The sequence below is a fragment of the Streptomyces sp. NPDC025806 genome (assembly GCF_055558275.1).
In genome coordinates, this window is the sequence record NZ_JBVHMU010000006.1 from 356,694 (window position 1) to 380,449 (window position 23,756).

The following is a 23,756-nucleotide window of genomic DNA, read 5'->3' on the forward strand; positions in this document are numbered from 1 at the left end:
CGCGTCAACGCTGAACAATGAAAGGCTTTGGTCCTATGGACGCCGTGGACAGGCAGCTCATCCAGGCCCTGCGCGAGAACGGCCGCGCCTCGTACGCCGAGTTGGGCCGCCTCGTGGGCCTCTCCGGCCCCAGCGTCACCGACCGCATCAACCGCCTCGAGGCCGCCGGAGTGATCACCGGCTACCGGGCCACCGTCGACTCCGCGTCGCTCGGCCTGGGCGTCACCGCCCTCATCGGCATCTCCCTGTCGGACGCCGCCGACCACGAGGACGTCGCGCGCCGCCTCAAGGACCTGCACGAGATCGAGGACTGCTGGTTCATCGCGGGCGACGACTCGTACATGCTCAAGGTGCGCGCCGGGGACGTGGACGGGCTGGAGAAGACGATCCGCCGGCTCAGCGGCACCAAGGGCGTCTCCCGCACCCGCACCACGATCGTGCTCTCCACCAAGTGGGAGAACAGGGTGGGTGAACTGCCCGAGGAGGCCTGAGGCGAGGCCCGAAGTGGGGTCCCGCCGGCGGGGCGTACGGTGGAGCGAGTTTTCCGGGTGAGGCGATTTCTCCGGTGAGGAAAGGTACGGGCATGGACGCAGGGCTCAAGCGCGAGCTGGAGCAGAAGGTCAGGGACGGCGAGCGGCTGTCCCGCGAGGACGGCATCGCGCTCTACGCGTCGGACGACCTGGCCTGGCTCGGCGGACTCGCCCACGAGGTGCGGACGCGCAAGAACGGCGACGTCGTCCACTTCAACGTGAACCGTCACCTCAACATGACGAACGTCTGCACCGCCTCGTGCGCCTACTGCTCGTTCCAGCGCAAGCCGGGCGAGAAGGACGCGTACACGATGCGCATCGAGGAGGCCGTCAAGCTCGCCAAGGCGATGGAGTCGGAGCACCTCACCGAGCTGCACATCGTCAACGGCCTGCACCCGAGCCTGCCGTGGCGCTACTACCCGCGCTCCCTCAAGGCCCTCAAGGAGGCCCTGCCGGACGTCGGCCTCAAGGCGTTCACGGCCACCGAGATCCACCACTTCGAGAAGATCTCGGGGCTCTCCGCCTCCGAGATCCTCGACGAGCTGATCGAGGCCGGCCTGGAGTCGCTGACCGGCGGCGGCGCCGAGATCTTCGACTGGGAGATCCGGCAGCACATCGTCGACCACGACACCCACTGGGAAGACTGGTCGCGCATCCACCGCCTCGCGCACGAGAAGGGGCTCAAGACCCCGGCCACGATGCTGTACGGGCACATCGAGGAGCCCCGTCACCGCGTCGACCACGTGCTGCGCCTGCGCGAACTGCAGGACGAGACGAACGGCTTCCAGGTCTTCATCCCGCTGCGCTACCAGCACGACTTCGTGGACATGAAGGACGGCAAGGTCAGGAACCGCCTCCAGGCGCGCACGACCATGGCCACCGGCGCCGAGTCCCTGAAGACCTTCGCCGTCTCCCGCCTCCTGTTCGACAACGTGCCGCACGTGAAGTGCTTCTGGGTCATGCACGGCCTGCAGACCACGCAGCTCGCGCTCCAGCACGGCGCCGACGACATGGACGGCTCGGTCGTCGAGTACAAGATCACGCACGACGCCGACAACTACGGCACGCCGAACAAGCTGACCCGCGAGGACCTCCTGGACCTCATCCGCGACGCCGGCTTCCGCCCCGTCGAGCGCAACACGCGCTACGAGATCATCCGCGAGTACGAGGGCCCGGACCCGGCCCGCCGCGACGAGCCGCAGGCCATGCGTCTCTGACCGGAGACCCGAGATGCCGGCCCCGGCCGGACTCAGGTCAGCGGCAGCATCATGTGGACGTCGTCCCGGTCGTCGCCGGGGGCCACCCGGATCGCCCCCGGCACCCGGCCGACCTCCTGGTAGCCGCACGCCGTGTAGAAGAGGTCGGCCCCGGTGCCGCCGCGGCAGGTCAGCCGCAGGGCCTCGATCCCGTCGAAGCCCCGCGCGGCCTCCTCCACGGCGGCCATCAGTGCCCGGCCGTACCCCCGGCCCTGGTGCTTGGGGTGCACCATCACCACGTAGACCCACAGGTGGTGCCGCATCAGCCGGTGCGGGGTGGGCACGAGGAACGCCGTCGCCGTGACCGTCCCGTCCGCGTCCCGGCCGACCAGCAGCCGGGTCCGCCCCTCCTCGATCTCGGTCAGCCGCCGGGCCAGCTCGGGGCGGACGTCCTCCGGCGTGACGGGCGGGACGAAGCCGACGGCCCCGCCCGCGTTGGAGACATCCGCCCACAGTGCGAGGACGTCGTCGCGCAGGGCCGGGTCGATCGACGGGTCCAGGGTGAAGGTAAGAGTCATACCTCGAAGGTACCTATTACGCCGGGGACCGCTCAACAGGCTCTCCGGGGGGCGTGCTTCACTGGGGGGACCATTTCGCAACGTTCGCAACGGAAGAGTGGATTGACATGCTCCGCTACACGCTGATGCGCCTCGGGATCTTCGCGGGCTGCTTCCTCGTCGTCTGGGGTCTCGTCGCTTCCGGCATCGTCCCGCGCGGCCTCGGCGGCTCCAACTACCTGTGGATCATCCTGCTCGCGCTGGTGATCTCCGCGCCCCTCAGCTTCGTGCTGCTGCGCAAGGAGCGGGACCGCGCCTCCGAGAAGATCGTCGCCCGCGTCGACCGCGCCAAGGCGAACATGGAGGCCAACCGCACCATGGAGGACAGCGCGGACGACGCCGCCCGCGCGCACGGCGCCTAGTCGGCCCCCGGCCCGCGCCCGTCGTTCCACGATGTGGACGCAGGTCATGATCCAGATGTAAGCGCCACGTAAGTTGCGTCACACTCGTACGGCCCCGGCATCGCTCAGATGCCGGGGCTGCCTGCGTTTTCAAGGCATTTGCGGCTTTTGGGCCCACCGAGTGGTGAAGTTACCCCAAAGAAACCCTTTGATGTTCCCAAAGACGCGGTGTTAACGTTCCTGACATGAAGACATCCGCAGCGCACCGAACGGCCATGAGCGTCCCGCTCGTGGCGCGCCTGCATGTCGATCTCTGCCGCTGCATGTCCGCGGCGTGTCGCGCCTGACGCGAACTTCCCCATGCAGCGGCGCCGCCGATCCGTCTCGCGGTCGCCGCTCCAGTACGTCCCCGTCTTGTCCCCCGCGTCATCACTGGAGTGCCTCCGTGTCCGCGAACACCCCTGAAGTCGAACAGAAGCGCGGCTTCCGCATACCGATCCCCTTCTGGGCCCAGGTACTGCTCGGCCTCGTGGTCGGCCTCGTCCTCGGCTGGGTCGCCCGCACCTACGACGTCTCGTGGCTCGCCACGACGCTCGACAAGGTCGGCGGCATCTTCGTCCAGCTCCTCAAGCTGGCCGTCGCCCCGCTCGTCTTCTTCGCGATCCTGGTGTCCATCACCAACCTGCGCAAGGTCAACAACGCGGCCCGCCTCGCGACCCGCACCCTGCTCTGGTTCATGATCACCTCGCTCATCGCGGTCGTCATCGGCCTCGCGATCGGCCTGCTGACCAACCCGGGCAACGGTTCGGACCTCACCCCGGCCGACGGCGCCAAGCCCGACCACGCCGGCTCCTGGCTCGACTTCCTGACGGGCATCATCCCGACGGACATCATCACGCCGTTCACCCAGCTGAACGTGCTGCAGATCGTCTTCATGGCCGTCGTCGCCGGCATCGCCATCCTGAAGATCGGCCCGAAGGCCCAGCCGATCCTCAGCCTCTCCGAGTCCGTCCTGGAGCTCCTGCAGAAGGCCCTGTGGTGGGTCATCCTGCTCGCCCCGATCGGCTCCGCCGGCCTCATCGGCCGCGCCATCGTCCAGTACGGCTGGGACCTCCTCGGCAACTACGCGACGTTCACCATCGACATCTACGTCGGCTGCGCCCTCGTCCTCTTCGGCGTCTACCCGCTGCTCCTCGCGACCGTCGCCAAGCTGAACCCGCTGCAGTTCTTCAAGGGCGCCTGGCCCGCCATCCAGCTGGCCTTCGTCTCCCGCTCCTCGGTCGGCACCATGCCGGTCACCCAGCAGTCGGCGATCCGCCTCGGTGTCCCGAAGGACTACGCCTCCTTCGCCGTGCCGTTCGGCGCCACCACCAAGATGGACGGCTGCGCCGCGATCTACCCGGCGATCTCCGCGATCTTCGTCGCCCAGATCTTCGACGTGCAGATGGGCATCAAGGAGTACCTGCTCATCGCGTTCGTCTCGGTGATCGGCTCCGCCGCCACCGCCGGCCTCACCGGCGCGACCGTGATGCTGACCCTGACCCTCTCCACCCTGGGCCTGCCCATGGAGGGCGTCGGCCTGCTCCTCGCGATCGACCCGATCCTGGACATGATGCGCACCGCCACGAACGTGGCCGGTCAGGCGCTCGTCCCGGTGATCGTCTCGGCCCGCGAGAAGATCCTCGACCGCACGAAGTACGACAACGCCACGGCGTCCGGCTTCGACGACGACATCGAGGTCTACGAGCACGCGAAGTCGGACCAGGCCGAGCCGGTCACGGCCGCCGCCTGACCCTCCGTCGGCGCACCGCAGCACATACCGCGCCCCGCTTCCGGAACCCTGTTCCGGGGCGGGGCGCCGTCATGTGCGGACGTAGGCTGGCGGGTGGAGAACGGGGACGCACGGGGATGTACGCGGATGTTCGGGGTGGAGAGGTGACCGGGGTGGGCGGCCGACGGGGTGCGGGGACGGGGCAGAAGCGGATGCCGCGGGCCGAGCGGGAGCGGCAGATGATGGACGCCGGGGTGCGGGTGTTCGGGGAGCGCGGGTACCGGGCGGCGTCGATGGACGAGATCGCCGAGCTGGCGGGGGTGTCCAAGCCGCTGGTGTACCTGTATCTGAACTCCAAGGAAGACCTGTTCACCGCCTGCATCCGGCGGGAGTCGGCGGCGCTGATCGCGGCCGTGCGGGCCGGGGTGCGGGTCGACGTGCCGGCCGACCGGCAGCTGTGGGACGGGCTGACCGCCTTCTTCGCGCACACCGCCGAGCACCCCGACGGGTGGGCGGTGCTGCACCGCCAGGCGCGGTCGGGCGGGGACCCGTTCGTCGCCGAGGTCGTGGCGATGCGCGAGGAGATCGTCGCGTTCGTGACGTCTCTGATCGCGGTCGCGGCGCGGGAGGCGCACGGCGATCCCGAGCTGGCCGAGCGGGAGGTCGCGGGCCTCGCGCAGGCGCTGGTCGGGGCGGCGGAGGCGCTGGCCGGATGGGCGAACGGGGACGCCTCCGTCTCGGCGCGGGAGGCCGCCGCGACCATGATGAACTTCGCCTGGGCCGGGCTCGGGAACCTGATGGACGGCGCCCGTTGGTCCGTGCCGGACGCCTCCTAGGGCGCGAGGGGAGTGACCTCGCCGGTGAGGTGGAGGCGGCCGTTCTTCGCCGAGCGGAGCTCGAAGCTGTCGTCGTCCGCCGCGTAGGCGACCGTTCCGGGGAGCAGGACGGGGGCCTTGAAGGCGGCCCGTACGTGGACCGGGCCGCGGGCGCCGTGTTCCGCGAGGCAGCGGGCCACCGTCCACATGCCGTGGGCGATGGCGCGCGGGAAGCCGAGGGCGCGCGCGGTGAGCGGGTGCAGGTGGATGGGGTTGCGGTCGCCGGAGACGGCGGCGTAGCGGCGGCCGAGGTCGGCGCCGAGGGGCCACTGGGCGAGGGCGGGGAGCGGCCGTTCGTCCGGGGCGGGCGGTGCGGGTACGGGGTCCTGGGGCGCCGTCGTGGTGTGGCGGGCGAGGTAGGTGCTGGTCGAGGTCCAGACGGTCTCGCCGTGCGCGGTCAGTTCGGTGACGACGACGGCTTCGGTGCCGCGGCGGTGCGGGCGCAGCTCGGGGATCGTCATCGTGAGGTCGTACCGGTCGGTGGGGGAGAGGTCGCCGTGCTGGGTGATGTCGAGGGTGGTGTGGACGAGGCCGAGGATCGGGAGCGGGAACGCGCGGTCGGCCATCAGGCGCATGGAGAGCGGGAAGCCGAGGACGTGCGGGTAGGTGACGGGGAGTCCGGCGGGCCCCGTCGGGAAGCCGCAGAGCCGCTCGTACGCGGTGAGGCGGGCCTGGTCGACGGGGAGGGCCGGGACGGTGAGGCGGGTCGTGGGGGCGGTGGCGCCGGGGCGGGGGCGCTTGAGCGGGGAGAGCGCGGCGCCGCGCAGCATCAGGGGGAGCAGGGGCGGGACGCGGTCGAGGGTGACGGTGCGGGGGGCTTCGGCGGTCATCGGGGCTCCGGGGGCAGGTGGGATGTCAGGCGCCGAGGAGGCTCTGGCCGCAGACGCGCACGATCTGGCCGTTGACCGCGCCGGAGGCGGGGGAGGCGAACCAGGCGGTCGTCTCCGCGACGTCGACGGGGAGTCCGCCCTGGCCGAGGGAGTTCATGCGGCGGCCCGCCTCGCGGATGAAGAGGGGGACGGCCGCGGTCATCTTGGTCTCGATGAAGCCGGGGGCGACCGCGTTGAGGGTGACGCCGTGCTCGGCGAGGGCGCGCGGGGCGAGGGAGCGGACGAGGCCGATGATCCCGGCCTTGCCGGCCGCGTAGTTGGTCTGTCCGGTGTTGCCCGCGATGCCGGCGATGGAGGCGGTGGTGACGATGCTGCCGCCACGCCGGATCGCGCCCGCCTTGAGGAGGGCGTCGGTGGTGGTCAGGACACTGGCGAGGTTGACGTCGAGGACCGAACTCCAGCGTTCGGCGGGCATGTTGGCGAGGCGGCGGTCGCGGGTGATGCCGGCGTTGTGGACGAGGACGTCGAGCCCGGACTCGGCGGTGAACGCGGCGATGCGCTCGCCCGCGTCGTCGGCGGTGATGTCGAGCGGCAGGGCGCGCCCGCCGAGCCGTTCGGCGACCTTGGCGAGGTCGGCCTCGGCGGACGGCACGTCGAGGAGGACGACCTGCGCGCCGTCGCGGACGACGGTCTCGGCGACGGCCTCGCCGATGCCGCGGGCGGCGCCGGTGACCAGGGCGGTCCGGCCGGCCAGCGGGCGGTCCCAGTTCTCGGGGGATGCCGTCTCCGCCGCGTCGATCTCGATGACCTGGCCGCTCACGTAGGCGGAGCGCGGCGAGAGCAGGAAACGCAGGGTGGATTCGGCGGCCTCGGGCGAGGCGCCGTCGAGCCGGACGAGGTTGACGGTCCGGCCGCGGCCGATCTCCTTGCCGAGGGAGCGGACGAATCCCTCCAGGCCCTGCTGGACGGCGGCCTGGTGGTGGTCGTCGACCGAGGGGCGGGCGCCGAGGACGACGACGCGGCCCCCGGCGGCGAGGGGGCGCACGGCCGGGTGCAGGGCGGCGTGCACCTCGGCGAGGGTGTCCAGGCCGGTGACGGCGGTGGCGTCGACGACGATCGCGGCGGGCCGGTCGGCCGCGCCGCCGGACAGGGAGCCGCGGACGTCGAGGCCGGTGCGGGCGAGGACGGCGGACAGTTCCTCGCGGTGGGCGGAGGGCCCCGCGGTGAAGTGCAGCAACTGGCCTTCGAGTGCCGGGTGTTCGGGGCTCCAGCGGCGCAGCGGGGTGGGCTGGGGCAGGCCGAGGCGCCGGGTCAGGAAGCGGCCGGGGGCCGTGCCGGTGAAGTTCAGATAGCGGTCGGCCATTGTCCAAGCTCCCTGCTGCGTCGTAAATTTACTTCGGAGTAAGGTTACTCAACAGTCAGAACTTGTCGAGAGGCCAGGAGCTGCCGAGATGGTGCGCACGAAGAACGTCCCCGCCCTCGGCGCGGCCCCGCGCCGCGTCGCCGTCGTCGGCGGCAGCCGGATCCCGTTCGCCCGCTCGGACGGCCCCTACGCGACCGCGTCCAACCAGCAGATGCTCACCGCCGCCCTCGACGGACTCGTCGACCGCTTCGACCTGCAAGAGCCGGGCGCCGTGGGCGAGTTCGTGGCCGGCGCCGTCCTCAAGCACGCCCGGGACTTCAACCTCGCGCGCGAGACCGTGCTCGGGTCGCGGCTCGACGCGCGCACCCCCGCCTACGACATCCAGCAGGCCTGCGGGACCGGACTCCAGGCCGTGATCGCCGCCGCCAACAAGATCGCGCTCGGGCAGCTCGACAGCGCCGTCGCGGGCGGCTCCGACACGGCCAGCGACGCGCCGCTCGGCGTCAACGACGACCTGCGCCAGATCCTGCTGGCCGCACGCCGCGCCAAGTCCGCGGGCGCCCGCCTCAAGGCCCTCTCCCGGATCCGGCCCGGCCACCTCGTGCCCGACATCCCGCGCAACGCCGAGCCCCGTACGGGCCTTTCGATGGGCGAGCACGCCGCCGTCACCGCACGCGAATGGGGCGTCACCCGGGCCGCGCAGGACGAACTGGCCGCCGCCTCGCACCAGAAGCTCGCCGCCGCCTACGAGCGCGGGCTGCTCGACGACCTCGTCGTCCCGTTCCGCGGGCTCGAGCGCGACCAGAACCTGCGGCCCGGGTCCACCGTCGAGAAACTCGCCACGCTGAAGCCCGTGTTCGGGGTGAAGGACCCGTCGCCGACCATGACCGCGGGGAACTCGACGCCGCTCACGGACGGGGCCGCGGTCGTGCTGCTCGCGAGCGAGGAGTGGGCGGCGGCCCGCGGTCTCGAACCGCTGGCGTATCTGACGGCCTACGAGACGGCGGCGGTCGACTTCGTCGGCGGGGACGTCACCGGCGGGGGCGGGGACGGGCTGCTCATGGCCCCGGCGTACGCCGTGCCGCGGATGCTGGAGCGGGCCGGGCTCGGGATCGAGGACTTCGACCTCTTCGAGGTGCACGAGGCCTTCGCGTCCCAGGTCCTGGCGACGCTCGCCGCCTGGGAGAAGGCGGGGCTCGGGCCCGTCGACCGGGACCGCCTGAACGTGGCCGGGTCCTCCCTGGCGACGGGACACCCCTTCGCGGCGACCGGGGCGCGGATCGTGGCGACGCTGGCCAAGCTGCTGGCGGACCGGGGCGGTCCGGGGCGCGGCCTGATCTCGATCTGCGCGGCCGGCGGCCAGGGGGTCACGGCGATCCTGGAGCGGGCCTGACCTTGCCCGCCGGGGACGGAGCCGTCGCCGGCTGCGGGCCGGTGGGGCTTCTCGCGCAGTTCCCCGCGCCCCTTACGGGGCGTCCAGGCTCAGCACCGCCGCTTCCGCCGGGGTCCCCGCAGGCGCCTGGTAGACGACCAGGCGCTGGCCGCCCGTGCGGGAGAGCTGCATGATCTCGTAGGTCAGCGTCAGGTCGCCGACCTGAGGGTGGGCGAAGTGCTTCGTGCCGCCGCCGCGCTCCAGGACCTCGTACCGGTTCCACATCTCGGCGAACTCCGGCGACTTGAGCAGGAGTTCGCCGACGAGACTGGTCAGCCGCGGGTCGTCGGGGTCCGCGCCGCCCACCGCCCGCAGGTGCGCGACCGACAGGGCGACCGTCTCCTCCCACGGCACGTACAGGGTCCGCCCGGCGGGGTGCAGGAAGACGTAGCGGGTCACGTTGCGCTGCTCGGCGGGCCAGTCCCACAGGCCGGGCAGCAGGCGCCGGCCGCCCGGGTTCGCGGCGAGGACGTAGTTGAAGCGGCTGACGACGTACGCGGGCATCGGCCGCAGCGCCTCCAGCATCTGGTGCACCGAGTCGCGGACCGTGTCGTCGGTCGTGGGCCGGGGCTCGCTGTACCGCCCCGAGGCCAGTTCGGCCAGCTCGTGCAGGCGGACGTGGGCGTCCCCGCACAGCCGCAGCGCACGGGCGATCGCGTCGATGACCGCGCTGGACGGGTTCGTCTCGCGACCGCGCTCCAGGCGCGTGTAGTAGTCGACGCTCACGCCGGCGAGCGTCGCCAGTTCCTCGCGGCGCAGGCCCGGGGTGCGGCGCAGACCCGTACCGGCGGGCAGGCCCACGTCGGCCGGGGTGACCAGGGCGCGGCGGGCGCGCAGGTACGTGCCGAGTTCGGTGCCGGAGTGTTCAGCCATACGCCCATTGTCCCTGGTGGCGATCTTCGGTGGGGGGCTGTGTCAGGGCCAGGAACGCGGCACCCCGGTGGAACACGGCCTGCCACCTTCGCGGCGGCGGCCCCACAGTGGAGTGCGTTGCGGGTGGCCGGCGGGCCGGGCCCAGGGAGTGCACGGCACAGGTCCGCGTCCCGGGCCCGCCGCCCACCCGCACCTCGACGCCCGTTCCAGGAGGACCGCGTGACCACTCTCATCCGTACCGAGGCCCCCGCGGCCACGGATCCCGCGGACGCCCGCCGCGGCGGCGGCGCGGCGCTGCTCGCCGCACTGCTCGGCTTCGCCGTCATCACCATCGACGTGTCGGCGGTGAACATCGCGCTGCCCGGCATCCAGGAGTCCCTGCACACCGGGATGACGGGACTGCAGTGGGTCGCGGACGCGTACACGCTGATGTTCGCCGGGCTGATGCTGTCGGCCGGCGCGCTCGGCGACCGGACCGGGGCGCGCCGCGCCTACGCGTGGGGCACCGCGCTGTTCACCGTCGCCTCGCTGGCCTGCGCCCTCGCCCCCGGGCTCGGGGCGCTCGTCGCGGCGCGGGTCGTGCAGGGCGGGGCGGCGGCCGTCCTGATGCCGGCGTCGCTGGCGCTGATCCGGCAGGCGTACGAGGAGCCGGTGCGGCGGGCGCGGGCGGTGGCGCTGTGGACGGTCGGCGGTTCGGTGTCCATGGCCGCCGGGCCCGTCCTCGGCGGTGTGCTGACCGAACACGTCGGCTGGCGCGCGGTGTTCTTCCTCAACCTGCCGGTCGGCGCGGTGATCCTGGCGCTGCTGACGAAGGTCGCGCGCTCGCCGCGGCGGGCCGCTCCGCTGGACCTGCCCGGACAGATCACGGCCGTGCTCGCCCTCGCGGGCCTGACGTTCGCCGTGATCGAGGGCGGGCACGGGGGCTGGTCGTCCGCGCCGGTGCTCGGGGCGCTCGCGCTCGCCGTGGTGAGCGGCGTCGGGTTCTACGTCGCCGAGCGGCGGCAGCGGGCGCCGATGGTGCCGCTCGGGATGCTGCGGCAGCGCACGGTCTCGGTGTCGCTGGTCGTCGGGTTCGCGGTCAACCTCGGGTTCTACGGGGTCGTGTTCCTGCTGGGCCTGTACCTCCAGCAGTTGCGCGGGATGTCCGCGACGGCGGCGGGCCTGATGTTCGTACCGATGGCGGTGATCATCACGGCGACGAACCTGGTGTCGCCGCGGGCCGCCGAGCGGCTGGGGCGCCGGCGGGTCGTCGTGACCGGCACGCTGGTCCTGGCCCTGGCCATGTTCGCGCTGCTGCCGCTGGCGGAGGGGACCCCGCTGTGGCTGGTGCTCCTGCTGCTCGTGCCCACGGGCATGGGCGGGGCGTTCGCCGTCCCGGCGGTGACGGCGATGCTGATGGACTCCGTCCCCGGGGAGCGGGTCGGGACGGCCTCCGGGATGCTGAACGCGCTGCGGCAGACGGGCGGAGCGCTGTCGGTGGCCCTGTTCGGTTCGGTCATCGCCGAGGGCTCGACGGGGTTCTCGGTGACCGGGATGCGGGTCGGGCTGATCGTCGCGGGGGTGATCCTCTGCGCGACCGCCGCGGTGGCCGGGGTCCTGCTGCCCCGGGGGCGGCAGCGCGCCGTCGCGGGTTCCTGAGCCGTCGCCGTGTGCGGCTTTCGTCGTGGCTGATCGCGCAGTTCCCCGCGCCCCTGAAGGGCACACTTCGTGCGCCCCAGGGGCCCGCTTGTCGCGCCCCGCGACGGAGTCGCTGATCGGACACGGCCCCGCGCCCCTGAAGGGCGCACTTCGTGCGCCTCCAGGGGCCCGCTTGTCGCGCCCCGCGACGGAGTCGCTGATCGACACAGCCCCGCGCCCCTGAAGGGCGCACTTCGTGCGCCCCAGGGGCCTGTTGGTCGCGCCCCGCGACGGAGTCGCTGATCGGACACGGCCCCGCGCTCCGAGCCCGATTGGCCCAGCCAATCGCGGCAGAAGTTGCCTATGGAGGGTGGGCCATTTTTCCGTAGCGTGGGGGCATGTCGAAGCGCTCCCCGGTACGGGGTCTTGCCGCCGCTCAGCTCGCCAACTCGCTGGGGGACGGGGCCTATTACGTCACCTCCGCCCTCTACTTCAGCCGTGTCGTCGGGCTCTCGCCCACCCGGATCGGGCTCGCCCTGACCGTGGCGTGGGCGATCGGTGCCGTCGCCGGAGTGCCGCTGGGGGCGCTCGCCGACCGGCGCGGGCCGCGCGGCGTGTCCGTGGGGCTCGCGCTCGCCACGGCGGCGGCCGTGCTGTCCTTCCTGGTGATCCGCTCGTATCCGGCCTTCCTGCTGGCCGCCGTCGCCTACGCGGTCGCGCAGTGCGGGCTCGCCGCGGCGCGGCAGGCGCTGCTCGCCGGGCTGGTCGAGCCCGGGGAGCGGACGGCCGTGCTCGCCCGGCTGCAGTCGGTCCTCAACGCGGGGCTCGCGGTCGGGGCGGCGATCGGCGGGCTCGCTCTGCAGCACGACACCACCGGCGCCTATCTGGCGGTGTTCGCGTTCGACGGCGCCGGGTTCGTGATCTGCGCGGCGCTCCTCGCGGCGCTGCCGAAGACCGCGCCGGTCGCGGTGCCCGCGGTGCGGGAGGCCCGGTTCGCGGTGCTGCGGGACCGGCCGTACGCCGTCGTGACGCTGCTCAACGCCGTGCTGCTGCTGCGGATGCCGCTCCTCTCGCTCGCCGTTCCGCTGTGGATCGTGTCCCGCACGGACGCGCCCGGGTGGCTGGTCTCGGCGCTGTTCGTGCTCAACACCCTGGGCGTGACGGCGTTCCAGGTGCGGGCCGCGCGCGGGATCGACGGGGCCGCGGCGGCGACGCGCGGGCTGCGCCGGGCCGGTGCGATGCTCGCCCTGTCCTGCGCGGTGTTCGCGGTGTCGGCGGCGGACCGGCTCGGAGTGTGGGGCGCGAGCGCTGTGCTCGTGCTGGCCTCGGTGTTCCTGCTGGTCGGGGAGATGGGGCAGTCGGCCGGCTCGTGGCAGCTGGCGTTCAGCCTGGCGCCCGCGCACCAGGTCGGCCAGTACCAGGGCTTCTTCGGCACCGGCGTCCCGCTGGCCCGCACGGCGGGACCGCTCGTACTGACCGCGCTCCTGGTGACGTGGGGCGTGCCGGGCTGGCTGCTGCTCGGCGCCGTGTTCCTGGCGGCGGGCGCGGCGTTCGGCCCGGCGGCCCGCTGGGCTCAGCGCACGTCCGCCCTCACGGAAGCCCGGCCAGCCGGAGCAGCGCGGTGACCGCCGCCGCCCCGACGACCACCACCGCGAACGGCGCCCGGCGCCACGCGAGCACGCCCCCGGCCAGCACCCCAGCGGGACGCGCCCATCCGGCGAACTCGTGGCCCGCCATGAGCGCGCCCGTCGCCAGCAGCGCGACGAGCAGGACGGTCGCGGCGGTCGTGAGCAACTCCTGGACGCGGGCGGGCAGTTCCACCCGGCCGTGCAGCGCGGGACCGGCCAGACGGAAGGCGTACGTGCCGGCCGCGAGGGCCAGTACGGCGACGAGCTGCGGGTTCATGCGGACCTCCGGGCGAGCAGCAGGCCGGTGAGGGCGAGGAGCACCGGCACCCCGGCGGGCAGGAACGGTGTGGCGAGGACCACGACGGCGCCTCCGGCCGCGGCGGCCCGCCGCACGCCCCGGCTGTCCCGCAGCGCGGGCAGCACCAGGGCGAGCAGCACGGCGGGGAACGCCGCGTCGAGTCCGAAGCGGTCCGTGTCGCCGAGGGCCGACCCGGCGAGCGCACCCACGAGGACGGACACGTTCCAGGCCGCGAACAGCCCGAGCCCCGATATCCAGAAGGCCCGCCGGCGCGCCGCCGGATCGGTGCGGGCCAGCACGAACGCGGCGGTCTCGTCGGTCACCAGGTGCGCGCCGACCAGCCGCGCGGGCCAGGACCGGCCGAGCGCGTCGGCGACGGCGAGACTGAAGGCGGCGGTACGGGTGTTGAGGAGCAGCCCCGTCGCCGCCGCGGCCACCGGCCCGCCCCCGGCGGCGAACACCCCGACGGCGCTGAACTGTGCCGAGCCCGCGAACACCAGCAGCGACATCAGCACCGGCAGCCACACCGGAAGCCCGCTCGCGACCGCGACGGCCCCGAACGACAGCCCCACGACACCGTCGGCCAGACAGACCAGGGCGACATCGCGGAGGAGACGGGGGTCGGAGTCGCCCGGCGTTCGGTGTGTCGGGTCGAGTGTTCGCTGTGCCGTACGCATACGGGTAGCGTGACTCCGGTCGGTCGCGTTCGTCAAGTCGAACGAACGGTCCGCCAGGACGAACACGGCCGAGTGAGTTCCCGTAGAGTGAGGCCGCTATGAGCGACACCGACGCGCACCCGCCCAAGAGCCCGCTGCCCCTCGACCGCATCGCCGCGGCCCTGCGCCGCGAGCGCACCCGCGCCGGGATCTCGCTGAGCGAGCTGGCCAAGCGGGCCGGGATCGCCAAGTCGACCCTGTCCCAGCTGGAGTCGGCGTCCGGCAAACCCACGCTGGAGACGCTGTGGGCCCTCGCCGTCGCCCTCGACGTGCCGCCGAGCCTGCTCCTGGACCCGCCCCGCCCGACCGTCCAGGTCGTCCGGGCCGGCCAGGGCGTCGCGATCCCCTCCGAGCACGCGGACTACACGGCGACCCTGCTCTCCGCCTGCCCGCCCGGCGCCCGCCGCGACCTGTACTGGCTGCACGTCGAGCCCGGAGCGCCCCGCGACTCCGACCCGCACAACCCGGGCACGGTCGAGCACCTGGTCGTCGCCACCGGGCGCGTGCTGGCCGGACCCCAGGACGACCCCGTCGAGCTGGGCCCCGGCGACTGCATCACGTACCCCGGCGACCTGCCGCACACCTGCCGGGCCCTGGAGCCGGGCACCACGTGCGTGCTGCTGATGCAGTTCACCTAGGACGCCTCGGGAACGGGACCGGAAACAGGCAGGAGCCCCGCTGCCTTGCGGCGCGGGGCTCCTTGGGTACTGCTCTCGGTTCCGGATCACAATGCGGCCATGGCCGCGCGATCAGGAGAGATTAGGCGGGGGTGACGTTCTCCGCCTGCGGGCCCTTCGGACCCTGGGTGACGTCGAAGGTCACGGCCTGGTTCTCCTCGAGGGAGCGGAAGCCGTTCGCGTTGATCGCCGAGTAGTGGACGAAGACGTCCGGGCCGCCGCCTTCCTGGGCGATGAAGCCAAAGCCCTTTTCAGCGTTGAACCACTTCACGGTTCCGGTAGCCATAAGCCCTCCTATGGGCCAAAGGGTCGCCCTGCTCCAGAACCTGCAAATGCGCTTGCGAACAACTGCAAAAGTCTGAAAACGACGAGAGCCTGCGGTTACATGCTCCGCAGGCTCTGTACTGCAAGGGAAACCAAACTGCAACTTGCGGCGAGCCTAGCACGCGGGCAGCCGAAAGCGATAGAGGGCAAGATCACGTCACCCGCAGGTTTGTGCGGACTCCCGCCGGGGGATTGATCGGCACCCTTCAAGGACCGGATTCTGCACCGTACCGCACCGGGCCAGAACCGGCCTTTCGCCCCGTACGGCCCCCTGTGTCCCGGGCGGGCGACGAGGCGGGGGACGGCAGGGTCTAGCCTCGCGATGTGGACAATTCTCCCGAGACCCAGCACGAGAACCTCGCGGCCGCGCGGCGTATCCGTCCGCGCGTCGGCCACATCCAGTTCTTGAACTGCATGCCCCTGTACTGGGGCCTCGCCCGCACGGGCTCCCTGCTCGACTTCGAGCTCACGAAGGACACCCCCGAGAAGCTCAGCGAGCGGCTGGTCGACGGGCGGCTCGACATCGGGCCCATCACCCTGGTCGAGTTCCTCAAGGCCGCCGACGACCTCGTCGCCTTCCCCGACCTGGCCGTCGGCTGCGACGGCCCCGTCATGTCCTGCGTCATCGTGTCGCAGGTGCCGCTCGACGAGCTGGACGGCCGGCGTGTCGCGCTCGGCTCCACCTCCCGCACCTCCGTGCGGCTCGCGCAGCTGCTGCTCGAGGAGAAGATCGGGGTGCGGCCCGAGTACTACACCTGCCCGCCCGACCTCGGCCTGATGATGCAGGACGCGGAGGCGGCCGTGCTCATCGGCGACGCCGCGCTGCGCGCCAACCTGCACGACGCGCCGCGGCTCGGCCTCCAGGTCCACGACCTCGGCGCCATGTGGAAGGAGTGGACGGGGCTGCCGTTCGTCTTCGCCGTGTGGGCCGCGCGCAAGGAGTACGTCGCACGGGAGCCGGAGATCACCCGGCAGGTGCACGAGGCCTTCCTGTCCTCGCGGGACCTGTCGCTCGTGGAGGTCGCCAAGGTCGCCGAGCAGGCGGCGCGCTGGGAGGTCTTCGGGGAGGCCGTTCTGGAGGAGTACTTCACGACGCTCGACTTCCGGTTCGGGGCCGCTCAGCTGGAAGGTGTCACGGAGTTCGCACGGCGGGTCGGACCGACCACGGGATTTCCCGCGGACGTGAAGGTGGAACTGCTCCCGCGGTGAATCCGCGCTTTCCGGACGGGGGATCCGTACGGGGGATCCGGACAGCGGATCATCGGGTGAATCCGGGTCGCGGCGGAGGCCCGATCGGGTCCACTCGGTACGTACCCGCGCGAATTCGGTGAATGTTCCCTCCGATTTCCCGCGGCCTTCGGATGAAATCCCGATGAACGCCTCCGGGCCCGGAACGTGGTCTCACATCGTGAGCGCTTCGGGCCCGGGGCTCTGGCCACGCGTTTACATGCGCGTAACACTTACCTCTGTCCCGCGTGCGGCAACGGCGCCGCAGCAGTCAGCAGTGGACCGGACCCGAGCGCGCCGCACCCGTGGCGGATCCGGTGACAGCCGCACCAGAAAGGCCTTCTGTGACGACTCGATCCGAGACCCAGTCCCTCCTCGCCGACCTCCTCAAGGAGATCGAGCACCGCAACCCGGCGCAGCCGGAGTTCCACCAGGCCGCCCACGAGGTCCTGGAGACGCTCGCACCCGTGCTCGCGGCCCGGCCGGAGTACGGGCGGGCCGGACTCGTGGAGCGGCTCGTCGAGCCCGAGCGCCAGGTCATGTTCCGGGTGCCGTGGCAGGACGACAGGGGCCGCGTGCACGTGAACCGTGGTTTCCGCGTCGAGTTCAACAGCGCGCTCGGCCCGTACAAGGGCGGCCTGCGCTTCCACCCCTCGGTGAACCTGGGCGTCATCAAGTTCCTGGGCTTCGAGCAGATCTTCAAGAACGCGCTGACCGGGCTCGGCATCGGCGGCGGCAAGGGCGGCAGCGACTTCGACCCGCACGGGCGCAGCGACGCCGAGGTCATGCGCTTCTGCCAGTCCTTCATGACGGAGCTGTACCGGCACATCGGCGAGCACACGGACGTGCCGGCCGGTGACATCGGCGTCGGCGGCCGGGAGATCGGCTACCTGTTCGGCCAGTACCGGCGCATCACCAACCGCTGGGAAGCCGGTGTCCTCACCGGCAAGGGCCGGGGCTGGGGCGGCTCGCTGATCCGCCCGGAGGCGACCGGCTACGGCAACGTGCTGTTCGCGGCGGCCATGCTGCGCGAGCGCGGCGAGGACCTGGAGGGGCAGACCGCGGTCGTGTCCGGCTCCGGCAACGTCGCGATCTACACGATCGAGAAGCTGGCCGCGCTCGGCGCCAACGCGATCACCTGCTCCGACTCGTCCGGCTACGTCGTCGACGAGAAGGGCATCGACCTGGAACTGCTCAAGCAGATCAAGGAGGTCGAGCGGGGCCGCGTCGACGCGTACGCGGAGCGCCGGGGCGCCTCGGCCCGCTTCGTGCCCAAGGGGCGGGTCTGGGAGGTGCCGGCTGACATCGCGCTGCCGTCCGCCACCCAGAACGAGCTGGCCGAGGACGACGCGGCGGCCCTGATCCGCAACGGCGTGAAGGCCGTCTCCGAGGGCGCCAACATGCCCACCACGCCGGGGGCCGTCCATCTGCTCCAGCGGGCGGGCGTCGCGTTCGGCCCCGGCAAGGCGGCCAACGCGGGCGGTGTCGCGGTCAGCGCCCTGGAGATGGCGCAGAACCACGCCCGTACGTCGTGGACGGCCGAGCGGGTCGAGGACGAGCTCGCGGGCATCATGAACGACATCCACGCCACCTGCCACGAGACCGCCGAGCGCTACGGCGCCCCCGGCGACTACGTGACCGGCGCCAACATCGCCGGGTTCGAGCGGGTGGCCGACGCGATGCTGGCCCAGGGCGTCATCTGACCGGCCCCAGGCCCTAGGCTCGCCTGGAGCGCGCTGACCGACGGGGGAGGTCACCATGCAGCCGCTGGAGGAGGACGAACCGACGACCGTGGGGCCCTACCGGCTGCTCGGCCGGCTCGGGCACGGCGGCATGGGCCGCGTGTACCTGGGCCGCAGCGCCGGTGGCCGCACGGTCGCCGTGAAGGTCGTGCACCCGCACTTCGCGCTCGACGACGAGTTCCGGGCGCGGTTCCGCCGCGAGGTGGACGCCGCGCGCCGGGTCGGCGGGGCGTGGACGGCGCCGGTCCTCGACGCGGACCCGGAGGCCCGGGTGCCGTGGGTGGCGACGGGCTACGTAGCCGGGCCCTCGCTCGCGCAGGCCGCGGGGGAGGGGCGCGCGCTGCCCGCGCATTCCGTACGGGTGCTGGGCGCGGGACTCGCCGAGGCACTGACCGCCGTGCACGCACTGGGGCTCGTGCACCGCGACGTGAAGCCGTCGAACGTGCTGCTGACCGTCGACGGCCCGCGCCTGATCGACTTCGGGATCGCGCGCGCCACCGACGGCACCGCCTCCCTCACCTCCACCGGCGTGTCCATCGGCTCGCCCGGCTACATGGCGCCCGAGCAGATCCTCGGCAAGGGCGTCACGGGCGCCGCCGACGTGTTCTCCCTCGGCGCGGTCCTCGTCTACGCGGCGACGGGCCGGTCCCCGTTCCTGGGCGACTCCTCGGCGGCGCTGCTCTACAAGGTGGTCCACGAGGAGCCCGAACTGGACGCCCTGAGCGGCGACTTGAAGGAGGTCGCGGCGGCCTGCCTGGCGAAGGGGGCGGCCGACCGGCCCACCCCCGAGGAGGTCGCGCGCAGCCTCGCCCCGGAGGGCGCGGCCCGGCTCGTCGCCGCGGGCTGGCTGCCCGGGGCGCTCGTCGAGCAGGTGTCGCGCAGCGCCGTACAGCTTCTGGACCTGGACACGGCCGTCCCGGCGGGCCCGGCCGAACCGGTGTCGGGGCCGGTGGGCTTCAGCAGCCCGTCGGTCACCGGCGGCTCGCAGGCGGCCCCGCAGCCCGGGGTCTTCGGCCCGCCGGACCCCTCGTACGCGGCGGTGCCGCAGCCCAGGGAGGGCGCCGGGGCGCCGAAGGGTGCGGAGGAGAAGCAGGACGCCAAGCCGGGCCGGCTGTCCGTCTCCGTGTCCGCGACCTCCGCCCCGACGAGCGCCGACGGCCGTGGCCGCAAGGTGAGTTGCTCGGTGGCGCTGGCGGTGGCCGGAGCGATGGCCGCGGTCACCGTCGGCGGCATCGTCTTCCTCAACACGCGACCGGACACGGGAGGCGGCAACGACGCCGGGGCCGAGCCGCCCGCGATGACCGCCGCCCCTACGAAGGAGCCGACGCAGGAGGAACCGACCTCGCGGGCACCGGTCCCCAAGGGCGTGGTGCCCCCCTTCTACATCGGGACCTGGGAAGGCAAGGCCACCGCGACCACCGCGCTGGGCGACGTCCAGTTCGACACGTACCGGGTGCGGATCAAGCAGGCCGCCGTCGGCAAGCGGCTCGGCACGGTGACCTCCACCGACCCGCTCGGCGTCACCTGCGTCGACGTCCTCACCCTCAAGTCCGCCTCCGCCGGAGAGCTGATCGCCTCCGGCGCCGCGTCCCCGGACAACGGCGGCACCTGCGCCAAGGGCCCCCACACCGTGCACCTCAAACGCGCGGGCAAGACCGTCAAGTACAGCTCCCAGTACCCGCAGGCCGGGAACCCGCGGGCCGGTCTGAGCCGAGTGGAGCAGCCGTGAAGCGCGACGGCCGGCGGTTTCGCACGGGGGAGACGGTCGCCTGACATGCCGGACCAGCTCCTCGTCCTGATCGCCGCCGCGTGGGGCGCCGCCACCGGGGCACTGCTGCCGCGCCCCGCGTACCGGCTGTCCGTCGAGCCCGAGGACCCCTGGCGGTCCACGCGCCCCGACGGGCGGCCCCTGCGCGGCTGGCTCGGCCCCCGGCCCGGACCCCGCCCGCTCGTCCTCGCCGCGCTCACCGCCGCCGTCTGCGCCCTGCTCGCCGCCGCCACCGGCACCCGGCCCGAACTCGCCGCCTGGCTGCTGCTCGCCCCGCCCGCCGTCCTGCTCGCCACCGTCGACTTCGCCGTGCACCGGCTGCCCGACGTGCTCACCTACCCGCTCGCCGCCCTCGCCCTGCTCACACTCGGCGGGGCCGCCGCGCTCCCCGAGCCCGGCGGGTCGTGGACCGGCGCGCTGCTGGGCGCCCTCGCCCTCGGCGGCGGCTACCTGCTGCTCCTGCTCGCCTACCCCCAGGGCATGGGCTTCGGCGACGTGAAGCTGGCGCTCGGGCTCGGCGCGGCGCTCGGCTGGTACGGCTGGGGCGTGCTGTTCCTCGGCGCGTTCGCCGGCGTCCTGTTCAACTCGCTGTACGCCCTCGTCCTCGTCGTCGCCCGGCGCGCGGGCCGCAAGACCGAGATCCCCTTCGGCCCGTTCATGATCCTGGGCGCCTACGCGGGGGTTCTGCTGGGCGCCCTGGCCGCCTGACGTACGCTGAGTTTTCAGCTCAGCCGCGGTGCGCACGCGCCGCGAACACTCCGAAAGGGGCCCGCCCGGTGACCGAGAAGGCCGCGCTTCAGTCCGTCCTCGACCGCGCCGCCGACGGTGGGCGCATCACCCCCGAGGAGGCCGTCGCCCTGTACCGCGACGCGCCGCTGCACGCGCTCGGCTCCGCCGCCGACGCGATCCGCCGCCGCAAGTACGCGGGCATCGAGCACATCGCCACGTACATCATCGAGCGGAACATCAACTACACGAACGTGTGCGTGACGGCGTGCAAGTTCTGCGCCTTCTACGCGGCCCCCAAGGACACCAAGAAGGGCTGGACCCGCGACCTCGACGACATCCTGCGCCGCTGCGCGGAGACCGTCGAGCTCGGCGGCACCCAGATCATGTTCCAGGGCGGCCACCACCCCGACTACGGCGTCGAGTACTACGAGCACCACTTCTCGGCGATCAAGAAGGCCTTCCCGCAGCTCGTGATCCACTCGCTCGGCGCGTCCGAGATCGAGCACATGGCCCGCATCTCCAAGGTGTCGGTCGAGGAGGCCATCCAGCGCATCCACACCGCGGGCCTCGACTCCTTCGCCGGTGCCGGCGCCGAGCTGCTCCCCGAGCGCCCGCGCAAGGCCATCGCCCCGCTCAAGGAGTCCGGCGAGCGCTGGCTGGAGATCATGGAGGCGGCCCACAAGCTGGGCGTCGAGTCCACCTCCACGATGCTTATGGGCACGGGTGAGACCAACGCCGAGCGCATCGAGCACCTGCGCATGATCCGCGACGTGCAGGACCGGACCGGCGGCTTCCGGGCCTTCATCCCGTACACGTACCAGCCCGAGAACAACCACCTCAAGGGCCGCACGCAGGCCACCCTCTTCGAGTACCTGCGGATGATCGCGATCGCCCGGATCTTCCTGGACAACGTCCAGCACATCCAGGGCTCCTGGCTCACCACCGGCAAGGAGGTCGGCCAGCTCTCCCTGCACTACGGCGCGGACGACCTCGGCTCGATCATGCTGGAGGAGAACGTCGTCTCCTCGGCCGGTGCCAAGCACCGCTCGAACCGCATGGAGATCATCGAGCTGATCCGCAAGGCGGGCCGAGTCCCGGCGCAGCGCGCCACCACGTACGAGCACCTCGTCGTGCACGACGACCCGGCGAACGACCCGGTCGACGACCGCGTCTCCTCGCACATCTCCTCCATCGCGATCGAGGGCGGCACGGCACACCCCGAGCTGAAGCTCGTCTCCTCCGACCAGGGCTGACGTGCGCACCCTGCACGCCTGCGCCGCCGACGGGTCCGCGGTCCTCGTCGACGGCGAGCGGATCGCCGCGCTCGGCTCCGCCGGGGAACTGGTCGCGGCGCATCCCGGAGTACGGGTGCGGGAGTGGCCCGGCATCCTGACGCCGGGCCTGCTCAGCCCCTACGGGCCCGAGATCCTGGAGCACACGTACCACCCCGATCCGCGGGAGGCCGACACCTACGGGACCTCTCCGATCGGCGGCGAGCGGGCCCGCGCCATCTTCCGGGCCGACCCGTCGCGGGTCGGGGCGAGTGCGCGGCGCGGGGTGCAGCGGCTGTTCGCCCACGGCACGGTGGCGATCGCCGGGGAGCTCAGGTCCCGGCCCGTCCTGGAGGTGGCCCAGCGCTCCGGTCTGGCCTTCGCGGCCCGCCCCGACCGTCTCCCCGGCCCGGTCTCCCTCTCCCCGCGCCCGATGGTCCTGCTCCCCGCCCTCACGGTGGGCGGCCCGGCCCGCTTCGCGATCTTCGACGTCCCGTCCCGCGAGGAGCTGGTGGCCCAGGGGGCAGGAACGTGTGTGGCGACGGTGATCGCCGGCCGGTTGGTGTACCGGGGCCGGTGACGGGTTCGTCTGCGGCCCGGTGGGGCTTCTCGCGCAGTTCCCCGCGCCCCTGAAATGCAGACCCTTCGGGCGCATTTCCCCGATCAAGGTGCGGGGCGCCTGTGGTCGGGGGAAGGCGCGGCGAAGCCGCTGCCTTCCAGGGGCGCGGGGAACTGCGCGACCAGCCCCCACCGGACCCGCGGGTCGCGCGACAGCCTCACGGGGCACTCTCCTCGCGGCGCGACCAGCCCCCACCGGCCCGCGGATGACGACGCGACCCGGTCCGCCCCGGGCGCCCAGGGTGCTGCCACAATAACGGAGTGACTCGCGCATCTTTGGACAAGCAGCCCCACGAAGTCGCCTCCATGTTCGACGACGTGGCGGAGAAGTACGACCTCACCAACGACGTGCTGTCCCTGGGACAGGCGCGGCTGTGGCGCAAGGAGGTCGCGAAGGCCGTCGACGCCCGCCCCGCGCAGAAGGTCCTCGACCTCGCCGCCGGCACGGCCACGTCCTCGCAGCCGTTCGTGCGGGCCGGCGCGTACGTCGTGCCCTGCGACTTCTCCCTCGGCATGCTGCGGGTCGGCAAGAAGCGGCACCCCTGGATGCCGTTCACGGCCGGCGACGGCACGAAGCTGCCGTTCAAGGACGACACGTTCGACGCCGTGACGATCTCCTTCGGCCTGCGCAACATCCAGGACACCGACCAGGCGCTGCGCGAGCTGTACCGGGTCACCAAGCCCGGCGGCCGCGTCGTCATCTGCGAGTTCAGCCACCCCACCTGGGCCCCGTTCCGCACGGTGTACACCGAGTACCTGATGCGCGCCCTGCCGCCGGTCGCCCGCGCCGTGTCCTCGAACCCGGACGCGTACGTCTACCTCGCCGAGTCGATCCGCGCCTGGCCCACCCAGCCCGAGCTCGCGACCCGGCTGCGCGACGCCGGCTGGCAGAAGGTGGCCTGGCGCAACCTCACCGGCGGCATCGTGGCGCTGCACCGCGGCATCAAGTAAGTCACGTCTCCCGTATTGCAGTTGACGGGAACCGGCCGACGGGAAAGATGTGTCCGTTGATTACGCGGTGACGACCGGTGACGGTTCGTCACCCGATCGTCCCCGGATCATCACGGAGCACCCCGATGGCGTCGCACTGCCCGCACTGTGGAGCCGAGGCTCCTGAAGAAGCCCGTTTCTGCATGAGTTGCGGGCGGGAGCGGTCCGCGGGCGGAGGCGCGCAGAGCCCTCCGCCCCCGCCCCCACCCTCGGCACCCGCCGCCCCACCGGCCCCGGGCGCCCCACCGGCCCCGGGCGCCCCACCGGCCCCGGGCGCCCCACCGGCCCCGGGCGCCCCACCGGTCCCGCCCGGCTACGCCCCG

Annotated in this window: 23 protein-coding genes and 1 pseudogene; 17 read left to right on the forward strand and 7 right to left on the reverse strand. The window is 72.7% G+C overall.

What is annotated here, in order from left to right:
* Nucleotides 1–35 precede the first annotated feature (35 nt).
* Nucleotides 36–491, forward strand: a complete 456-nt coding sequence (locus tag ACZ4E1_RS17150; protein WP_188337482.1) for an Lrp/AsnC family transcriptional regulator — start codon at nt 36–38, stop codon at nt 489–491.
* Nucleotides 492–583: 92 nt separating this feature from the next.
* Nucleotides 584–1,747 (forward strand): aminofutalosine synthase MqnE, encoded by a 1,164-nt coding sequence (gene mqnE, locus ACZ4E1_RS17155; protein ID WP_467539909.1) that lies wholly within the window; start codon nt 584–586, stop codon nt 1,745–1,747.
* 32 nt (nt 1,748–1,779) lie between these two features.
* Here mqnE and ACZ4E1_RS17160 read toward each other — a convergent pair whose 3' ends face one another.
* The gene (locus ACZ4E1_RS17160; RefSeq protein WP_467539910.1) at nt 1,780–2,304 is read right to left on the reverse strand and encodes a GNAT family N-acetyltransferase; all 525 of its coding nucleotides are present in this window, start codon (nt 2,302–2,304) and stop codon (nt 1,780–1,782) included.
* Between the two features lie 107 nt (nt 2,305–2,411).
* Between ACZ4E1_RS17160 and ACZ4E1_RS17165 the strand changes: the two genes are divergently transcribed.
* The 3 genes from ACZ4E1_RS17165 (at nt 2,412) to ACZ4E1_RS17175 (ending at nt 5,291) form a co-directional block, all read left to right on the forward strand.
* Nucleotides 2,412–2,705, forward strand: a complete 294-nt coding sequence (locus tag ACZ4E1_RS17165; protein WP_467539911.1) for a DUF4229 domain-containing protein — start codon at nt 2,412–2,414, stop codon at nt 2,703–2,705.
* A 424-nt stretch (nt 2,706–3,129) separates the two neighbouring features.
* Nucleotides 3,130–4,476 carry a dicarboxylate/amino acid:cation symporter gene (locus ACZ4E1_RS17170; RefSeq protein WP_467539912.1) on the forward strand — a complete coding sequence of 449 codons (1,347 nt, stop codon included), beginning with the start codon at nt 3,130–3,132 and terminating at the stop codon, nt 4,474–4,476.
* 191 nt (nt 4,477–4,667) lie between these two features.
* Entirely contained in the window at nt 4,668–5,291 is a 624-nt protein-coding gene (locus ACZ4E1_RS17175) for a TetR/AcrR family transcriptional regulator (protein ID WP_467539982.1), read from the forward strand.
* Here ACZ4E1_RS17175 and ACZ4E1_RS17180 read toward each other — a convergent pair.
* Together ACZ4E1_RS17180 and ACZ4E1_RS17185 are read right to left on the reverse strand one after the other, a co-directional pair.
* Entirely contained in the window at nt 5,288–6,160 is an 873-nt protein-coding gene (locus ACZ4E1_RS17180) for a MaoC family dehydratase (protein ID WP_467539913.1), read from the reverse strand. The genes ACZ4E1_RS17175 and ACZ4E1_RS17180 overlap by 4 nt on opposite strands.
* A gap of 25 nt (nt 6,161–6,185) precedes the next feature.
* Nucleotides 6,186–7,523 (reverse strand): 3-oxoacyl-ACP reductase, encoded by a 1,338-nt coding sequence (locus ACZ4E1_RS17185; protein WP_467539914.1) that lies wholly within the window; start codon nt 7,521–7,523, stop codon nt 6,186–6,188.
* A gap of 88 nt (nt 7,524–7,611) precedes the next feature.
* Here ACZ4E1_RS17185 and ACZ4E1_RS17190 point away from each other — a divergent pair, with 88 nt between their 5' ends.
* Nucleotides 7,612–8,916 (forward strand): acetyl-CoA C-acetyltransferase, encoded by a 1,305-nt coding sequence (locus ACZ4E1_RS17190; RefSeq protein WP_467539915.1) that lies wholly within the window; start codon nt 7,612–7,614, stop codon nt 8,914–8,916.
* Between the two features lie 72 nt (nt 8,917–8,988).
* On the opposite strand, the gene ACZ4E1_RS17195 is transcribed toward ACZ4E1_RS17190, so the two are convergent.
* Complete coding sequence (locus ACZ4E1_RS17195) at nt 8,989–9,828, reverse strand: helix-turn-helix domain-containing protein (RefSeq protein ID WP_467539916.1); 840 nt, start codon at nt 9,826–9,828, stop codon at nt 8,989–8,991.
* 219 nt (nt 9,829–10,047) lie between these two features.
* Here ACZ4E1_RS17195 and ACZ4E1_RS17200 point away from each other — a divergent pair, with 219 nt between their 5' ends.
* Nucleotides 10,048–11,466, forward strand: a complete 1,419-nt coding sequence (locus ACZ4E1_RS17200) for an MFS transporter (RefSeq protein ID WP_467539917.1) — start codon at nt 10,048–10,050, stop codon at nt 11,464–11,466.
* Between the two features lie 377 nt (nt 11,467–11,843).
* Nucleotides 11,844–13,070 carry an MFS transporter gene (locus ACZ4E1_RS17205; RefSeq protein ID WP_467539918.1) on the forward strand — a complete coding sequence of 409 codons (1,227 nt, stop codon included), beginning with the start codon at nt 11,844–11,846 and terminating at the stop codon, nt 13,068–13,070.
* On the opposite strand, the gene ACZ4E1_RS17210 is transcribed toward ACZ4E1_RS17205, so the two are convergent.
* Nucleotides 13,036–13,350 carry an AzlD domain-containing protein gene (locus ACZ4E1_RS17210; RefSeq protein ID WP_467539919.1) on the reverse strand — a complete coding sequence of 105 codons (315 nt, stop codon included), beginning with the start codon at nt 13,348–13,350 and terminating at the stop codon, nt 13,036–13,038. The genes ACZ4E1_RS17205 and ACZ4E1_RS17210 overlap by 35 nt on opposite strands.
* On the reverse strand, nt 13,347–14,048 hold the full coding sequence (locus ACZ4E1_RS17215; protein WP_467539920.1) for an AzlC family ABC transporter permease: 702 nt from the start codon (nt 14,046–14,048) through the stop codon (nt 13,347–13,349). The genes ACZ4E1_RS17210 and ACZ4E1_RS17215 overlap by 4 nt, the downstream gene beginning before the upstream one ends.
* Nucleotides 14,049–14,146: 98 nt before the next feature.
* Here ACZ4E1_RS17215 and ACZ4E1_RS17220 point away from each other — a divergent pair, with 98 nt between their 5' ends.
* Nucleotides 14,147–14,725 (forward strand): helix-turn-helix domain-containing protein, encoded by a 579-nt coding sequence (locus ACZ4E1_RS17220; RefSeq protein ID WP_467539921.1) that lies wholly within the window; start codon nt 14,147–14,149, stop codon nt 14,723–14,725.
* Between the two features lie 121 nt (nt 14,726–14,846).
* Here the strand turns inward: ACZ4E1_RS17220 and ACZ4E1_RS17225 are convergent, their stop codons facing one another.
* The gene (locus tag ACZ4E1_RS17225) at nt 14,847–15,050 is read right to left on the reverse strand and encodes a cold-shock protein (protein ID WP_003948780.1); all 204 of its coding nucleotides are present in this window, start codon (nt 15,048–15,050) and stop codon (nt 14,847–14,849) included.
* 362 nt (nt 15,051–15,412) lie between these two features.
* Here ACZ4E1_RS17225 and ACZ4E1_RS17230 point away from each other — a divergent pair, with 362 nt between their 5' ends.
* From ACZ4E1_RS17230 to ACZ4E1_RS17265, 8 genes and pseudogenes are all read left to right on the forward strand, one after another.
* A complete protein-coding gene (locus ACZ4E1_RS17230; RefSeq protein ID WP_467539922.1) occupies nt 15,413–16,297 on the forward strand; it encodes a menaquinone biosynthetic enzyme MqnA/MqnD family protein in 885 nt (294 codons plus the stop codon).
* Nucleotides 16,298–16,659: 362 nt separating this feature from the next.
* Nucleotides 16,660–18,018, forward strand: coding sequence for an NADP-specific glutamate dehydrogenase (gene gdhA / locus ACZ4E1_RS17235; protein ID WP_467539923.1), 1,359 nt, complete (start codon nt 16,660–16,662; stop codon nt 18,016–18,018).
* A gap of 55 nt (nt 18,019–18,073) precedes the next feature.
* Nucleotides 18,074–19,786: a protein kinase domain-containing protein gene (locus ACZ4E1_RS17240; protein ID WP_467539924.1), complete on the forward strand. Its 1,713-nt coding sequence runs from the start codon at nt 18,074–18,076 to the stop codon at nt 19,784–19,786.
* 45 nt (nt 19,787–19,831) lie between these two features.
* Nucleotides 19,832–20,533: a prepilin peptidase gene (locus ACZ4E1_RS17245; protein WP_467539925.1), complete on the forward strand. Its 702-nt coding sequence runs from the start codon at nt 19,832–19,834 to the stop codon at nt 20,531–20,533.
* Nucleotides 20,534–20,601: 68 nt separating this feature from the next.
* Nucleotides 20,602–21,807, forward strand: coding sequence for a cyclic dehypoxanthinyl futalosine synthase (gene mqnC / locus ACZ4E1_RS17250; protein WP_188337464.1), 1,206 nt, complete (start codon nt 20,602–20,604; stop codon nt 21,805–21,807).
* A 1-nt stretch (nt 21,808) separates the two neighbouring features.
* Nucleotides 21,809–22,405, forward strand: a complete 597-nt coding sequence (locus tag ACZ4E1_RS17255) for an imidazolonepropionase-like domain-containing protein (RefSeq protein ID WP_467539926.1) — start codon at nt 21,809–21,811, stop codon at nt 22,403–22,405.
* A 299-nt stretch (nt 22,406–22,704) separates the two neighbouring features.
* Nucleotides 22,705–23,394, forward strand: a complete 690-nt coding sequence (locus tag ACZ4E1_RS17260; protein ID WP_399129396.1) for a demethylmenaquinone methyltransferase — start codon at nt 22,705–22,707, stop codon at nt 23,392–23,394.
* Between the two features lie 125 nt (nt 23,395–23,519).
* Nucleotides 23,520–23,588, forward strand: a pseudogene (locus tag ACZ4E1_RS17265) (zinc-ribbon domain-containing protein); the annotation flags it as partial.
* Nucleotides 23,589–23,756: the final 168 nt, after the last annotated feature.

Excerpts from the sequence above, each read along its gene's own strand:
- ACZ4E1_RS17150 (WP_188337482.1), top strand. The coding sequence starts at position 36 with ATGGACGCCGTGGACAGGCAGCTCATCCAGGCCCTGCGCGAGAACGGC.
- mqnE (WP_467539909.1), top strand. The coding sequence starts at position 584 with ATGGACGCAGGGCTCAAGCGCGAGCTGGAGCAGAAGGTCAGGGACGGC.
- ACZ4E1_RS17160 (WP_467539910.1), bottom strand. The coding sequence starts at position 2,304 with ATGACTCTTACCTTCACCCTGGACCCGTCGATCGACCCGGCCCTGCGC.
- ACZ4E1_RS17165 (WP_467539911.1), top strand. The coding sequence starts at position 2,412 with ATGCTCCGCTACACGCTGATGCGCCTCGGGATCTTCGCGGGCTGCTTC.
- ACZ4E1_RS17175 (WP_467539982.1), top strand. The coding sequence starts at position 4,668 with ATGCCGCGGGCCGAGCGGGAGCGGCAGATGATGGACGCCGGGGTGCGG.
- ACZ4E1_RS17180 (WP_467539913.1), bottom strand. The coding sequence starts at position 6,160 with ATGACCGCCGAAGCCCCCCGCACCGTCACCCTCGACCGCGTCCCGCCC.
- ACZ4E1_RS17185 (WP_467539914.1), bottom strand. The coding sequence starts at position 7,523 with ATGGCCGACCGCTATCTGAACTTCACCGGCACGGCCCCCGGCCGCTTC.
- ACZ4E1_RS17190 (WP_467539915.1), top strand. The coding sequence starts at position 7,612 with ATGGTGCGCACGAAGAACGTCCCCGCCCTCGGCGCGGCCCCGCGCCGC.
- ACZ4E1_RS17195 (WP_467539916.1), bottom strand. The coding sequence starts at position 9,828 with ATGGCTGAACACTCCGGCACCGAACTCGGCACGTACCTGCGCGCCCGC.
- ACZ4E1_RS17205 (WP_467539918.1), top strand. The coding sequence starts at position 11,844 with ATGTCGAAGCGCTCCCCGGTACGGGGTCTTGCCGCCGCTCAGCTCGCC.
- ACZ4E1_RS17210 (WP_467539919.1), bottom strand. The coding sequence starts at position 13,350 with ATGAACCCGCAGCTCGTCGCCGTACTGGCCCTCGCGGCCGGCACGTAC.
- ACZ4E1_RS17215 (WP_467539920.1), bottom strand. The coding sequence starts at position 14,048 with ATGCGTACGGCACAGCGAACACTCGACCCGACACACCGAACGCCGGGC.
- ACZ4E1_RS17220 (WP_467539921.1), top strand. The coding sequence starts at position 14,147 with ATGAGCGACACCGACGCGCACCCGCCCAAGAGCCCGCTGCCCCTCGAC.
- ACZ4E1_RS17225 (WP_003948780.1), bottom strand. The coding sequence starts at position 15,050 with ATGGCTACCGGAACCGTGAAGTGGTTCAACGCTGAAAAGGGCTTTGGC.
- ACZ4E1_RS17240 (WP_467539924.1), top strand. The coding sequence starts at position 18,074 with ATGCAGCCGCTGGAGGAGGACGAACCGACGACCGTGGGGCCCTACCGG.
- ACZ4E1_RS17245 (WP_467539925.1), top strand. The coding sequence starts at position 19,832 with ATGCCGGACCAGCTCCTCGTCCTGATCGCCGCCGCGTGGGGCGCCGCC.